This window comes from Pseudomonas sp. GL-RE-26 (assembly GCF_019956275.1).
GTDB lineage: Bacteria > Pseudomonadota > Gammaproteobacteria > Pseudomonadales > Pseudomonadaceae > Aquipseudomonas > Aquipseudomonas grandcourensis.
This window is the reverse complement of the sequence record NZ_JAHBDI010000044.1, coordinates 214,258-228,289: the sequence shown is the minus strand read 5'-3', so window position 1 is coordinate 228,289 and position 14,032 is coordinate 214,258. Positions and strand designations below refer to the sequence as shown.

13 protein-coding genes are annotated in these 14,032 nt (G+C 60.3%); 8 read left to right on the top strand and 5 right to left on the bottom strand.

Annotated features, from left to right (window positions below):
- Positions 1-343 precede the first annotated feature (343 nt).
- Entirely contained in the window at positions 344-1,165 is an 822-nt protein-coding gene (locus KGB07_RS23120; protein WP_223466631.1) for a peptidoglycan DD-metalloendopeptidase family protein, read from the bottom strand.
- A 3-nt stretch (positions 1,166-1,168) separates the two neighbouring features.
- Positions 1,169-2,548, bottom strand: coding sequence for an exodeoxyribonuclease VII large subunit (gene xseA / locus KGB07_RS23115; RefSeq protein WP_223466630.1), 1,380 nt, complete (start codon positions 2,546-2,548; stop codon positions 1,169-1,171).
- Positions 2,549-2,732: 184 nt separating this feature from the next.
- Here xseA and KGB07_RS23110 point away from each other — a divergent pair, with 184 nt between their 5' ends.
- Positions 2,733-3,500, top strand: coding sequence for a sulfite exporter TauE/SafE family protein (locus KGB07_RS23110; protein ID WP_223466629.1), 768 nt, complete (start codon positions 2,733-2,735; stop codon positions 3,498-3,500).
- A 169-nt stretch (positions 3,501-3,669) separates the two neighbouring features.
- Here KGB07_RS23110 and KGB07_RS23105 read toward each other — a convergent pair whose 3' ends face one another.
- The 3 genes from KGB07_RS23105 to KGB07_RS23095 are packed head-to-tail and all read right to left on the bottom strand — an operon-like array spanning position 3,670 to position 6,065.
- Positions 3,670-4,077 (bottom strand): DNA polymerase III subunit chi, encoded by a 408-nt coding sequence (locus tag KGB07_RS23105; RefSeq protein ID WP_223466628.1) that lies wholly within the window; start codon positions 4,075-4,077, stop codon positions 3,670-3,672.
- Between the two features lie 8 nt (positions 4,078-4,085).
- On the bottom strand, positions 4,086-4,514 hold the full coding sequence (locus tag KGB07_RS23100; protein ID WP_046040948.1) for a DNA polymerase III subunit chi: 429 nt from the start codon (positions 4,512-4,514) through the stop codon (positions 4,086-4,088).
- A 60-nt stretch (positions 4,515-4,574) separates the two neighbouring features.
- Positions 4,575-6,065 carry a leucyl aminopeptidase gene (locus KGB07_RS23095; protein ID WP_223466641.1) on the bottom strand — a complete coding sequence of 497 codons (1,491 nt, stop codon included), beginning with the start codon at positions 6,063-6,065 and terminating at the stop codon, positions 4,575-4,577.
- A gap of 307 nt (positions 6,066-6,372) precedes the next feature.
- Here KGB07_RS23095 and lptF point away from each other — a divergent pair, with 307 nt between their 5' ends.
- From lptF to recO, 7 genes are all read left to right on the top strand, one after another.
- Complete coding sequence (lptF, locus tag KGB07_RS23090; RefSeq protein ID WP_046040950.1) at positions 6,373-7,491, top strand: LPS export ABC transporter permease LptF; 1,119 nt, start codon at positions 6,373-6,375, stop codon at positions 7,489-7,491.
- Positions 7,484-8,545, top strand: a complete 1,062-nt coding sequence (gene lptG, locus KGB07_RS23085; protein ID WP_046040952.1) for an LPS export ABC transporter permease LptG — start codon at positions 7,484-7,486, stop codon at positions 8,543-8,545. The genes lptF and lptG overlap by 8 nt, the downstream gene beginning before the upstream one ends.
- A gap of 171 nt (positions 8,546-8,716) precedes the next feature.
- Positions 8,717-10,516, top strand: coding sequence for a translation elongation factor 4 (gene lepA / locus KGB07_RS23080; RefSeq protein ID WP_046040954.1), 1,800 nt, complete (start codon positions 8,717-8,719; stop codon positions 10,514-10,516).
- 5 nt (positions 10,517-10,521) lie between these two features.
- On the top strand, positions 10,522-11,376 hold the full coding sequence (lepB, locus tag KGB07_RS23075) for a signal peptidase I (protein ID WP_046040956.1): 855 nt from the start codon (positions 10,522-10,524) through the stop codon (positions 11,374-11,376).
- A gap of 185 nt (positions 11,377-11,561) precedes the next feature.
- Complete coding sequence (rnc, locus tag KGB07_RS23070) at positions 11,562-12,251, top strand: ribonuclease III (RefSeq protein ID WP_008053221.1); 690 nt, start codon at positions 11,562-11,564, stop codon at positions 12,249-12,251.
- The gene (era, locus tag KGB07_RS23065) at positions 12,244-13,146 is read left to right on the top strand and encodes a GTPase Era (protein ID WP_007973959.1); all 903 of its coding nucleotides are present in this window, start codon (positions 12,244-12,246) and stop codon (positions 13,144-13,146) included. Before rnc ends, era begins: the two co-directional genes overlap by 8 nt.
- A 166-nt stretch (positions 13,147-13,312) precedes the next feature.
- A complete protein-coding gene (recO, locus tag KGB07_RS23060; RefSeq protein ID WP_046040959.1) occupies positions 13,313-13,996 on the top strand; it encodes a DNA repair protein RecO in 684 nt (227 codons plus the stop codon).
- The last annotated feature ends 36 nt before the right edge of the window (positions 13,997-14,032 follow it).

Sequence of the window (14,032 nt, the reverse complement as noted above, 5' to 3'; positions counted from 1 at the left end):
CACTGACGAGGCACAGGCTGCGGTGCTGGCGGAGCTGAATGAGGGTGTGAGAGGTTTTCATGCCTTCAACCCTAACCTTGGGGGGGAAGGTTGGCAAGCAGTCGAAAAAAATTGAGAGGAATACTCGTGAGCGGGTATTTATCGAGATTTTATTGCTGCAAATGATTGCGAAGATTGTGTTGTTTGCGCGAGGTTTGAGCGGTGCGCAATTGGTGTGGGGTATGGCTGGACGACTTTCGGTGCCTGTGAAATTGCCATCGCGAGCAAGCTCGCTCCCACAGGACAGCGCAATCCCTGTAGGAGCGAGCTTGCTCGCGATGAGGCCAGAGGCCTTATTCAGGGATCAGGGCTGAAACGCACCAATGAAGATAGCCGGATCGACCCGCGCATCGTTCAGGCTGATATTCCAGTGCATGTGCGGTCCGGTCGCGCGGCCGGTCGCGCCGACTTTGCCGACCACGTCACCGCGGGCCAATGGCTGCCCCACCTTCACGTCGATTTTCGACATGTGGCAGAACATGCTGATAAAGCCTTGGCCATGGTCGACGAACACCGTGTTGCCATTGAAGAAGTAGTTGCCGATCAGGATCACCTTGCCGGCGGCCGGGGTCTTGATCGGTGTACCGGCCGGCACGGCGAAGTCCAGTCCAGCGTGGGGGTTACGTTCTTCACCGTTGAAAAAACGGCGCACGCCGAACTTGCTCGATAGCGGCCCGCTCACCGGTTTGTCCAGTAGCAGGTTGCTCGGGGTGTTGGGGCTGAACGTGCGGTAAGCGGCAATCTGCTCGGCCAGTTCACGCTCGATGCGCTTGAGGTTTTCCGGGTCCGGATTGACCTGTTGGGTGTTCTTCAGGGTGATGCGCTGTTCCGGGTATTTTTTGTCGCCAACCGTAAAACTCAGATTACGACCGCCGCTGCTGACCGATTGAGCCCCCGGCTTGACCGTCAGCGGTAGGCCGACAATGGCCAGCCAGTTGTTCTGTTCCTTGACCACCAGCACTGGTTTGCCTTCATAAGTGGCTTTTGGCGCCTGGGCGGACGTGCCCAGGTCCAGCACGGCAACGCCGCCCGGGACCGGTTTGTTCAACTGGCGGGTGATGTAGCTGTCGGCATGGGCGTTGAAGGTCAGGAGCAGCAACAGCAACGGAGCAAAGAAACGCGGCATGGATCAATCCAGTAAAGAAAGGGTGACAGGCGTCAGGTGATTGTCTTCGACCCGCACTTGCAGTTCGCCTTCGCCCAGTTTGGCTTTCAGGCGCTGGCCGGTATGGGTTTGCGCGGCGTTGCGGATCGCGTTGCCGCGCTCGTCCAGCAAGATGCTGTAGCCACGGCCGAGGGTCGCCAGCGGGCTGACCACATGCAGTGTCTGCATCTGGCTGTGCAGTTGCAGGCGACGGTTCTTCAGCCCTTCGCGGATCGCGCGCGGCAGGCGTTCGGCCAGGCTGTCGAGGCGCTGGCGCAGCATTGCCAGTTGCCGGCCCGGATGTTGTGCGGCCAGACGGGTTTCCAGGCGGATCAAGCGTTCACGACGGGTGTTGAGGCTGCGCTCGAACGCGCGGCGCATGCGCATGTCCAGGTCATCCAGGCGTTGCGCTTGCTGGCGCAGACGCTCGCCGGGATGGCGCAGGCGCCGGGAAATGCCTTCCAGGCGCAGGCGGTCGCGCATCAAGCGGTCACGCATGCGCATCACCAGCCGTCGGTGCAGGCTTTCGACCCGACGCATCAGGTCGCTGGAGTCCGGTGCCAGCAATTCGGCGGCCGCGGAAGGGGTGGGCGCGCGAACATCAGCCACGAAGTCGCTGATCGACACGTCGGTTTCATGGCCGACCGCGCTGACAATCGGTGTCACGCAAGCGTCTACGGCGCGGGCCACGGCTTCTTCGTTAAAGCACCAGAGGTCCTCCAGCGAACCGCCGCCCCGGGCCAGGATCAGTGCGTCGAAACCGCGGGCATCCGCCAGTTTCAGGGCGCGGACAATCTGCGCGGTGGCTTCGCGGCCCTGTACGGCGGTAGGGATCAGGGTCAACTGCACCTGCGGTGCACGACGGCGGAACACGCTGATGATGTCGCGGATCACCGCCCCGGTGGGTGAACTGATGATGCCGATGCGTTGCGGATGCGCCGGCAGCGGCACCTTGCGTTCGGCACTGAACAGCCCTTCGGCGCTGAGCTTTTCCTTGAGTGCATCGAAGGCCAGGCGCAAGGCGCCATCGCCGGCCGGCTCCACGGTGTCGAGGATCAGCTGATAATCACCGCGCCCCTCGAACAGCGAGACCTTGCCACGAACCTTGACCGCCAGGCCGTCCTTCAAGGCCTGGCGAACCCGTGCCGCGTTCTGCCGGAACAGCGCGCAACGCACCTGGGCGCCGCTGTCCTTGAGGGTGAAATACACGTGGCCGGACGCCGGGCGGGCGAGGTTGGAGATTTCGCCTTCGACCCAGATGTTGCTGAACACGTCTTCAAGCAACACCCGCGCGCGGCCGTTGAGCTGGCTGACGGTCAGGACTTCGCGGTCCAGGCCGAGTCTTGCAAAGGGATCTTTAATCATGGGGCGCAGTTTAAAGGCATTCGGTGGTCAATCTCCATGTGTCAGCACAATTCCCTTGTAGGAGCGAGCCTGCTCGCGAATGCGTTGTGTCAGCTACATCAATTTTGAATGTTATGCCCATTCGCGAGCAGGCTCGCTCCTACAGGAGGTAAAGTCGTCGGCGGTATTCAAGGAAGATGGGAGAGTGAGTGTGTTCGAACTGTTGAACCAATGGCCTTTCGGCCCGCTTGAATGGCTGGTAATCGGTGCAGGCATCGCCCTGGCCTACATCGTGTTCGGCATCGCCGGTTTCGGCACTGCGCTGGTGGCGGGGCCGATTCTGATTCTATTCATGCCGCTGTCGAAGATCGTGCCGCTGCTTGTGCTGCTGGATTTTGTCGCGGCGTTCGGCAACTTGTTGCCCTCGCGGCGTGATGTGGCGAAACCGGAACTGCTGCGCTTGCTGCCCTGCATGGCTGTGGGGTGCACGCTGGGGGTGATTTTCCTGCTGAACCTCAAATCCGACCTGTTGCTGCTGTTGATGGGGCTGTTTATCAGCGCCTATGCCATTTACAGCCTGTGGATCAAGACCCGACCAACACAGCTGTCCGCCCTGTGGGCGTTGCCGATGGGGACGGTGGGCGGAATGTTTGGCGCGTTGTTTGGCAGCGGCGGCTTTCTCTATGCGATCTATTTGAACAGCCGGTTGCCCAAGGAGGCGGCCCGGGCCACCCAGAGTGCGCTGATCAGTTGCAGTACGGTGGTGCGTCTGAGCCTGTTTGCAATCGCCGGTGTGTATGCCGATTTGCCGCTGTTGGTGCTGGCGGTTTGTCTGTTGCCGGCGATGGCGCTGGGGCTGTGGGTTGGCCGGAGGTTGACCATGCGTATGTCCCGCGAGGCGTTCGTGCGGCTGGTGACGTGGCTGGTGCTGGTCAGCGGGATTGCGTTGATCGGGCGTTACTTGAGCACTTAAAAATTCAACCTGTGGCGGGGAGTTGGTGTCAGAGAGCTATTTTGTGGCGAGGGAGCTTGCTCCCGCCCGGCTGCGCAGCAGACGCTTATTCATCCAGACCGGTTTAACTGACAGAAAGGCCAGGGCCGCTTCGCAGCCCAGCGGGAGCAAGCTCCCTCGCCACAATTATTTAGTCGTTGTACTGGCTCAACAACCGCTCCAGCCGTGCACTGAGGCGACGTTTGATTTCGGTCTCGATGTGCGGGGCGAAATCGTCGATCACGTCTTGCATGATCAACTGCGCGGCGGCGCGCAATTCGCTGTCCAGGTGCAGCAAGTCATCCGGGTTCTTGCTGGCGGCAGGCGCCGGCGTCGCCGCGGTGACGGGTTCAACGATAGGGGCAGGGGTTGTCGGTACGACGGGTGGCGAAGGCTCGCTCACGGTGTCGAACAACATCGGAATCTGTTCCTGGTCACCTTCCTCGACCGTATCGGTCAGCAGGGGCGGTTGCAGGTTGTCATCGCCGAGCAATTGGCGGATCGACTCAAGGTCGTCCAGCAGGTGCGCGGACTGTTGCAGCGGTTTTGGAGTGTCCATTGGAAGGCTCAGAGTCGCTGTAAACGGTGATCTTGCAGAGGATAGCCCTGTTCGCGGTAGAAACGGAAACTCTCCCGCGCGGCCGCTCTGATCGTCGGATCCTCCACCACCACTTCCGCCACCCGGGCGAACTTGTTGGCGAAGGCCGGGACTTTCAGGTCGAGATTGACCAGCAAATCCTGATGCTGACCGCAGTCATCGCCCAACCCCAGGACAATCAAACCCTCAGGTTCGCTGTCGGCGGGGCCGTGGGGCACGAAGCTTTCGCCCTTGAACGCCCACAGCCGCGCATCGAGATCGTCACGCTGGGCCGCGTCGCTGCAATGCAGGTAGATGCGGTGGCCCATGCGCCAGGCTTTCTCGGTGAGCTTGCAGGCAAAGTCCAGGCGTGCCGAAGGATCGGCGCTGGGCAGGATATAGAAGTCGACTTTGGTCATTGCGGTTCCAGAGCGGCAAGCGGCGTCACCGGAAAGTGACGCCGCCGCCCATCAACGGTTTCAGGCTTTGGCGCGGTCCAGCAAGTATTGGGTCAGCAGGGGAACCGGACGGCCAGTGGCACCCTTGTCCTTGCCGCCGCTGGTCCAGGCCGTGCCGGCGATGTCCAGGTGCGCCCAGTTCAGGTTCTTGGTGAAACGCGACAGGAAGCAGGCCGCAGTGATGGTGCCGGCCTTCGGACCGCCAATGTTGGCGATGTCGGCGAACGGGCTGTCCAGCTGTTCCTGGTACTCATCGAACAGCGGCAGTTGCCAGGCGCGGTCGTCGGCGGCCTTGCCGGCGCTCAGCAGTTGGTCGATCAGTTCGTCGTTGTTGCCCAGCAGGCCCGACGTGTGGGAACCCAGGGCAACCACGCAGGCGCCGGTCAGGGTCGCGATGTCGATGACTGCTTGCGGCTTGAAGCGCTCGGAGTAGGTCAGGGCGTCGCACAGCACCAGGCGGCCTTCGGCGTCGGTGTTGAGGATTTCCACGGTCTGGCCGCTCATGGTGGTGACGATGTCGCCCGGGCGCGAAGCGTTGCCGCTCGGCATGTTTTCGGCGCAGGCCAGAATGCACACCAGGTTGATCGGCAGCTTCAGTTCGAGCACGGCACGCAGGGTGCCGAACACGCTGGCGGCGCCGCCCATGTCGTACTTCATTTCATCCATGCCGGCGCCCGGCTTGAGGCTGATGCCGCCGGTGTCGAAGGTGATGCCCTTGCCGACCAGCGCGTACGGCTTCTCGGATTTCTTGCCGCCGTTGTATTGCATGACGATCAGGCGCGGAGGCTGGGCGCTGCCCTGGCCGACGGCGTAGAACGAACCCATGCCCAAGGCCTTGATCTTCTTCTCGTCGAGGACTTCGACTTTCAGGTCCTTGAATTCCTTGCCCAGGTTTTTCGCCTGCTCGCCGAGGAAGGTCGGGTGGCAGATGTTCGGCGGCAGGTTGCCCAGGTTGCGGGTGAAAGCCATGCCGTTGGCGATGGCAGTGGCGTGGGTCACGGCGCGTTGCACTTCGGCCTGGGCAGCCTTGATGGTCAGCAGGGTGATTTTTTTCAGGGCGCGGGGTTCGGCTTTCTGGCTCTTGAACTGGTCGAAGCTGTACTCGCCGTCCACCAGGGTTTCGGCCAGCAGGCGGGTCTTGCCGTAGCTGTCGCGGCCTTTTACGACCAGTTCATCCAGGGCCAGCACCGCATCGCTGCCGCCCAGGCCTTTGAGGGTATTGAGGATGCCGGCGATGATCTTGCGGAACGGGCGGTCACCCAGTTCGTCATCCTTGCCAACGCCCACCAGCAGCACGCGCTCGGCCTTGAGGTTCGGCAGGCTCTGCAGCAGCAGGCTCTGGCCAACCTTGCCGGCCAGGTCGCCGCGCTTGAGCACTGCGCTGATCGCGCCGCCGCTCAGTTCGTCGAGTTGTTTGGCAACAGCGCCGAGCTTGCGGCCTTCGCCAACGGAGACCACGAGAGTGGCGGTCTTCAACGTTTCGGGGTTGACGCTTTTTACAACCAGTTCCATGTCCGGGTCCCTGAATTGATGGTTATCACGCATGCGCCCGACACCTTATGTGCGTCGATTGCTTATAAACAGAAAGGCGCCAGGATCGACCGGCGACAAAGGCCGCAGTTTGAACCTCGCTACCGGCGGCTGACAACCCTCGGTTGTACGATCTTCAGCGCTTTCACAGGCTGCTTGAGCTTGCGCAGTGACAGGCGCACCCAATCACAGGATAATGCGCCATCTTTTTCGGCGGCTCTGCCTCGCGGGCTGTCCGATACGTTTGCTTGTTTGGCCGCCTTAGCCTGACAACCCTGGAGTGTCTGGTTTGATCGTCTTCCGTTATCTATCCCGCGAAGTCCTGTTGACCTTGAGCGCCGTCAGCGCCGTGCTGCTGGTCATCATCATGAGCGGTCGCTTCATCAAATACCTCGCCCAGGCGGCTTCGGGCCTGCTGGATCCGGGTTCGTTGTTCCTGATCATGGGCTATCGCCTGCCGGGTTTCCTCCAGCTGATCCTGCCGCTGGGGCTGTTTCTCGGAATCCTGTTGTCCTACGGGCGCCTGTACCTCGAAAGCGAAATGACCGTGCTCTCGGCCACTGGCATGAGCCAGCAGCGGCTGGTTTGCATGACGCTGTTCCCGGCCACCCTCGTTGCACTCATCGTGGCGTGGCTGAGCCTGAGCCTGGCGCCACAGGGGGCCAATCAGTTTCAGTTGCTGCTGAACAAACAGGATGCCCTGACCGAATTCGATACCCTGGAGCCTGGGCGCTTCCAGGCTTTGCGTGACGGTACCCGGGTCACCTATACCGAGCGCATGTCGGATGACCGCGTCAATCTGGGTGGTGTATTCATCTCGCAGAAAAACATCAGTTCCAATAACAAGGATCGCGGTATTTCCGTGTTGGTGGCGGAAAAGGGGCGCCAGGAAATTCGTCCGGACGGCAACCGCTACCTGATCCTTGATAACGGCTATCGCTATGACGGTAATCCGGGGCAGGCCGACTACCGGGCGATCAAGTACGACGAGTACGGTGTGTTGCTGCCAAAACCGGAAGTCAGCGACGAAGTCACCGACCGCGACGCGATGCCGACCAGTACGTTGATCGGCAGTGAAGACATTCGCATGCGCGCCGAGCTGCAATGGCGTATGTCTCTGCCGTTGCTGGTGTTCATCGTGACCTTGATGGCGGTGCCGCTGTCGCGGGTCAACCCGCGTCAGGGCCGATTCCTCAAATTACTGCCGGCGATTCTTCTTTATATGGCTTACCTGACCATTCTGATTGCCGCCCGCGGCGCCCTCGACAAGGGCAAGATCCCCGCGGTGATTGGCTTGTGGTGGGTGCACGGGATTTTCCTGTCCATCGGCCTGGGCTTGCTCTATTGGGAGCCCTTGCGCTTGAAGAGGGCGAGTCGCCGCAGCGCGCTGGAGGTGGCCCGTGGTTAAGCTGGATCGCTACATTGGTAGCAGTGTGTTCATGGCGATCCTGGCGGTGCTCGGGATCATTCTCGGTCTGGCGACCCTCTTTGCCTTCATCGACGAGATGGGTGAAGTCAGCGATACCTACACCTTGGTCGATGCGCTGAGTTATGTATTGTTGACCGCGCCGCGCCGGATGTACGAACTACTGCCGATGGCTGCGCTGATCGGCTGCCTGATCGGTCTGGGCAGCCTGGCCAGCAACAGTGAACTGACCATCATGCGTGCCGCTGGTGTGTCGATCGGCCGGATCGTCTGGGCGGTCATGAAGCCGATGCTGGTATTGATGCTCGCCGGTGTATTGGTCGGCGAGTACATCGCGCCACCTGCCGAAACCACCGCGCAGGCCAATCGCTCGCTGGCCCAGGGCAGCGGTGATGCACAGAGCGCCAAGCACGGTTTGTGGCACCGCCAGGGCGATGAATTCATACACGTCAACTCGGTGCAACCCAACGGCATTCTGTATGGCGTGACCCGCTATCGTTTCGACAACGAGCGGCACATGCTGTCGGCTAGCTTCGCCAAGCGTGCCGAGTTCGACACCGATCACTGGCAGCTGACGGATGTCACGACCACACTGTTCCACGAGCGCAACACCGAAGTGGTTTCGACCCCGCAAGAGCGCTGGGAAGTTGCGTTGAGCCCGCAGTTGCTGAATACCGTGGTCATGGTGCCCGAGTCGCTGTCGATCAGCGGCCTGTGGAGTTACATCCACTATCTGGCGGACCAGGGCCTGAACAATGGCCGCTACTGGCTGGCATTTTGGGTCAAGGTGTTGCAGCCGGTGGTGACTGCCGCTCTGGTATTGATGGCGATTTCCTTCATCTTTGGCCCTCTGCGTTCGGTGACCCTGGGTCAACGGGTGTTCACCGGCGTGCTGGTGGGCTTCACCTTCCGCATCGTTCAGGATCTGCTGGGGCCTTCGAGCCAGGTATTCGGCTTCCCGCCGTTGCTTTCGGTGCTGGTGCCGGCAGGTATTTGTGCCGTGGCGGGGCTCTGGCTATTGCGTCGAGCTGGCTGACGGCGGGCATTTCCCGACCGCTTTGACGTTAAAAAACGCCCTTGTCGCAAGACCGGGGCGTTTTTGTAGGCACCGTCTGACCTGCGAACGTGACGCTTGCGCCGTGGATCAGGTACAATTCCCGGCTATTTTTCGGCGGGCTATGCCTGCAGCCTTTTTGAGTGTTGATCCGTGAGTGATTTGAGTCATATCCGCAATTTCTCCATCATCGCCCACATTGACCATGGCAAGTCGACGCTGGCCGATCGCTTCATTCAGATGTGTGGCGGCCTCGCCGAGCGCGAAATGGAAGCCCAGGTCCTGGACTCCATGGACCTTGAGCGTGAACGCGGGATCACCATCAAGGCGCACAGCGTCACCCTGTATTACAAGGCCAAAGACGGCATCAACTACCAGCTGAACTTCATTGATACCCCCGGCCACGTTGACTTCACCTATGAGGTGAGCCGTTCGCTGGCCGCCTGTGAAGGCGCGCTGCTGGTGGTCGATGCCGGTCAAGGCGTTGAAGCGCAGTCGGTTGCCAACTGCTACACGGCAATCGAGCAGGGCCTGGAAGTGATGCCGGTGCTGAACAAGATCGACCTGCCACAGGCCGATCCGGACCGTGTTAAAGAAGAAATCGAAAAAATCATTGGCATCGATGCCACCGATGCGGTCACTTGCTCTGCCAAGACTGGCCTGGGCGTCGATGAAGTGCTCGAGCGCCTGGTCGCCACCATTCCTGCGCCGACCGGCAACTACGAAGATCCGCTGCAAGCGTTGATCATCGACTCCTGGTTCGACAACTACCTGGGCGTTGTTTCCTTGGTACGCGTGCGCCACGGTCGTGTGAAGAAGGGCGACAAGATCCTGGTCAAGTCCACCGGCAAGATCCACCTGGTAGACAGCGTCGGTGTGTTCAACCCGAAGCACACCCCTACCGCTGACCTCAAGGCCGGTGAAGTGGGCTTCATCATCGCCAGCATCAAGGACATTCACGGTGCGCCAGTGGGCGACACCCTGACCTTGAGCTCGACGCCGGACGTTGATGTACTGCCAGGCTTCAAACGTATTCAGCCGCAGGTCTACGCCGGTCTGTTCCCGGTCAGCTCCGACGACTTCGAAGACTTCCGCGAGGCGCTGCAAAAGCTCACCCTGAACGACTCGTCGCTGCAATACACGCCGGAAAGCTCCGACGCACTGGGCTTCGGCTTCCGTTGCGGCTTCCTCGGCATGCTGCACATGGAAATCATCCAGGAGCGCCTGGAGCGCGAGTACAACCTGGACCTGATCACCACGGCGCCGACGGTAATCTTCGAGCTGCTGCTCAAGACCGGCGAGACGATCTACGTCGATAACCCGTCGAAGCTGCCGGACCTGTCTTCCATCGAAGACATGCGCGAGCCGATCGTGCGTGCAAATATTCTTGTGCCGCAAGAGCACCTGGGCAACGTCATTACCCTGTGCATCGAAAAACGTGGTGTGCAGGTCGACATGCTGTTCCTCGGCACCCAGGTACAAGTGACCTACGACCTGCCGATGAACGAAGTGGTCCTGGACTTCTTCGATCGCCTGAAATCCACCAGCCGCGGCTATGCTTCGCTGGACTACCATTTCGATCGTTATCAATCGGCTAGTCTGGTGAAACTGGACGTGCTGATCAACGGTGACAAGGTCGATGCCCTGGCGCTGATCGTGCACCGTGACAACTCGCACTACAAAGGTCGCCAGCTGACCGAGAAGATGAAAGAACTGATTCCACGGCAGATGTTCGACGTGGCAATCCAGGCCGCCATTGGCGGGCAGATTGTTGCGCGGACAACCGTCAAGGCGCTCAGAAAGAACGTATTGGCCAAATGCTACGGTGGTGACGTCAGCCGTAAGAAGAAGCTGCTGGAAAAGCAAAAGGCCGGTAAGAAACGCATGAAGCAGGTCGGCAACGTGGAAATTCCACAGGAAGCCTTCCTTGCAGTGCTCAGGTTGGATAGTTAGGTCCTATGTCACTAAATTTCCCGCTGTTGCTGGTCATCGCCGTGTTCGTCTGCGGCCTGTTGGCGTTGCTCGATCTGTTGATCCTGGCCCCGCGTCGGCGTGCCGCCATCGCTTCCTATCAGGGCAGCGTCAGCCAGCCTGACATGGTCGTGGTCGAGAAGCTGAACAAAGAGCCGCTGCTGGTTGAATACGGCAAGTCGTTCTTCCCGGTGTTGTTCATCGTGCTGGTGCTGCGTTCGTTCCTGGTGGAACCGTTCCAGATTCCTTCCGGTTCGATGAAGCCAACCCTGGATGTCGGCGACTTTATCCTGGTGAGCAAGTTTTCCTACGGGATCCGCTTGCCGGTGATCGACAAGAAAGTCATCGAAGTCGGTGATCCGCAGCGCGGCGATGTGATGGTGTTCCGCTACCCGAGCGACCCGAACGTCAACTACATCAAGCGTGTGGTTGGTTTGCCGGGCGACACGGTTCGCTACACCGCCGACAAGCGCCTGTTCGTCAACGGTCAATCGATTGCCGAGCAACTGGTCGGCGCCGAGCCGGGCACGCTGGGCAGCGCTGAGCTCTACAAGGAAAAACTCGGCGCGGCCGAGCACATGATCCGCAAGGAAATGAGCCGCTACCGCGCAATGCCGGACCATTCGTGGACCGTGCCGGCCGGGCACTACTTCATGATGGGCGACAACCGCGACAACTCGAACGACAGTCGCTACTGGGATGATCCAAACATTCCCAAGGATCTGCTGGGCATGGTTCCCGACAAGAATATCGTCGGCAAGGCCTTCGCGGTCTGGATGAGCTGGCCGGAACCCAAACTCAGCCACCTGCCGAATTTCTCGCGGGTTGGCCTGATCAAGTAATCAAACACGGCGCTGTTGAACACAGCGCCGAATGCATTTCTGGAACCGGCAGATTCGGGGGCCAGAGGCATGAAAACAATGATATTCAGGACGTTATTTTTGAACACAGCGTTAATTGTCCCAAGCCTGCGCCGCCTCACGGCAATGGCGGTGGAATCCAGCCACGAACTCAGCGTGGGTAAACCGTGAGCGTCTCCTTAAGCCGTCTAGAGCGTCAGCTCGGCTACACCTTCAAGGATCAGGAACTGATGGTCCTGGCCCTGACTCACCGCAGCTTTGCCGGGCGTAACAACGAACGCCTGGAATTCCTCGGTGACGCCATTCTCAACTTCGTCGCCGGCGAGGCGCTGTTCGAGCGCTTCCCGCTGGCTCGCGAAGGCCAGTTGTCGCGTTTGCGCGCGCGACTGGTCAAAGGTGAGACCCTGGCCGTACTGGCCCGTGGTTTCGATCTGGGCGAATACCTGCGCCTGGGCTCGGGCGAGCTGAAAAGCGGCGGTTTCCGTCGCGAGTCGATTCTTGCCGATGCCCTCGAAGCGTTGATCGGTGCGATCTACCTCGATGCCGGCATGGAAATGGCCCGCGAGCGTGTGCTTGCCTGGCTGGCCGGCGAGTTCGAAGGCCTGACACTGGTCGACACCAACAAAGATCCAAAGACCCGCCTGCAAGAGTTCCTGCAGTCCCGTGGTTGTGAGCTGCCGCGTTACGAAGTGGTGGATATCCAGGGTGAGCCGCATTGCCGGACGTTCTTCGTCGAATGCGAAATCATCTTACTGAATGAAAAAAGCCGAGGTCAGGGTGTGAGTCGTCGTATTGCCGAACAGGTAGCGGCCGCCGCAGCACTGATTGCCCTGGGTGTGGAGAATGGCAATGACTGATACAAACGCAACTCGCTGTGGCTATGTTGCCATCGTCGGCCGTCCGAACGTGGGCAAGTCCACGCTGCTGAACCATATCCTGGGTCAGAAGCTGGCGATCACCTCGCGCAAACCGCAAACCACCCGTCACAACATGCTCGGTATCAAGACCGAGGGCGATGTGCAGGCGATCTACGTCGACACCCCCGGTATGCACAAGGGTGGCGAGAAGGCCCTGAACCGCTACATGAACAAGACCGCTTCGGCGGCGTTGAAAGACGTCGACGTGGTGATTTTCGTGGTCGACCGCACCAAGTGGACCGAAGAGGACCAGATGGTTCTCGAGCGCGTCCAGTACGTGACCGGCCCGCTGATCGTGGCGTTGAACAAGACCGATCGCATCGAAGACAAGGCCGAGCTTATGCCGCACCTGAGCTGGTTGCAGGAGCAGTTGCCGAATGCGCAGATCATCCCGATTTCCGCACAGCACGGGCACAACCTCGATGCACTGGAACGCGTAATCGCCGAGCACCTGCCGGAAAACGATCACTTCTTCCCGGAAGACCAGATCACCGATCGCAGCAGCCGTTTCCTTGCCGCCGAACTGGTGCGCGAGAAAATCATGCGCCAGATGGGCGCCGAGCTGCCGTACCAGATCACCGTTGAAATCGAAGAGTTCAAGCAGCAGGGCAAGACCCTGCATATCCATGCCTTGATCCTCGTCGAGCGCGATGGCCAGAAGAAAATCATCATTGGCGACAAGGGCGAGCGCATCAAGCGCATCGGCACCGAAGCGCGCAAGGACATGGAGCTGCTGTTCGACTCCAAGATCATGCTCAACCTGTGGGTCAAGGTTAAGGGTGGTTGGTCCGATGACGAGCGTGCATTGCGTTCGTTGGGTTATGGCGACCTGTAAAGCCGGACCCAAGTGATGTAACTGTAGGAGCGAGCCTGCTCGCGATAGCGGTCTGTCAGTCAACGAGTGTGTTGAATGTTAGTCCCTCATCGCGAGCAGGCTCGCTCCTACAGTGGTTTTGGGGTTGCCAGTAATATCTGCTTCTTCATCGAGATCTGCGATTTCCATGTCCCAACCCATCCCCCAACCCGCCTACGTCCTGCACTCCCGCGCCTACCGTGAAAACAGCGCGCTGGTGGACTTCCTCACGCCGCAAGGTCGACTGCGGGCGGTGTTGCGCAGTGCGCGGGGCAAGGCCGGGACGTTGGCGCGGCCGTTCGTGCCACTGGAAGTCGAGTTCCGGGGCAAGGGCGAGCTGAAGAATGTCGGGCGCATGGAAAGTGCCGGGGTTTCCACCTGGCTCATTGGCGAGGCGCTGTTCAGTGGGCTTTATCTCAATGAGCTGCTGATTCGTCTGTTGCCCGCCGAAGATCCGCTCCCCTCGGTGTTCGATCATTACGCCGCCACCTTGCTGGCGCTGGCCGAAGGTCGCCCACTGGAGCCCTTGCTGCGCTCCTTCGAGTGGCGCTTGCTCGATGACCTCGGCTACGGGTTTTCCCTGACGACTGATATTCATGATCAGCCCATCGCGCCGGACGGTCTCTACCGTTTGCAAGTGGATGCGGGGCTGGAGCGGGTCTATCTGCTGCAACCGGGCCTGTTCAACGGCACCGAACTGTTGGCCATGGCCGAAGCCGACTGGTCCGCCCCCGGCGCCCTGTCTGCCGCCAAGCGCTTGATGCGCCAGGCGTTGGCCGTTCACCTGGGCGGCCGTCCACTTGTCAGTCGCGAGCTGTTTCGCAAGCCCTGATCACACCGTATGCTGTGCACCGAACTTTCTCTTCTA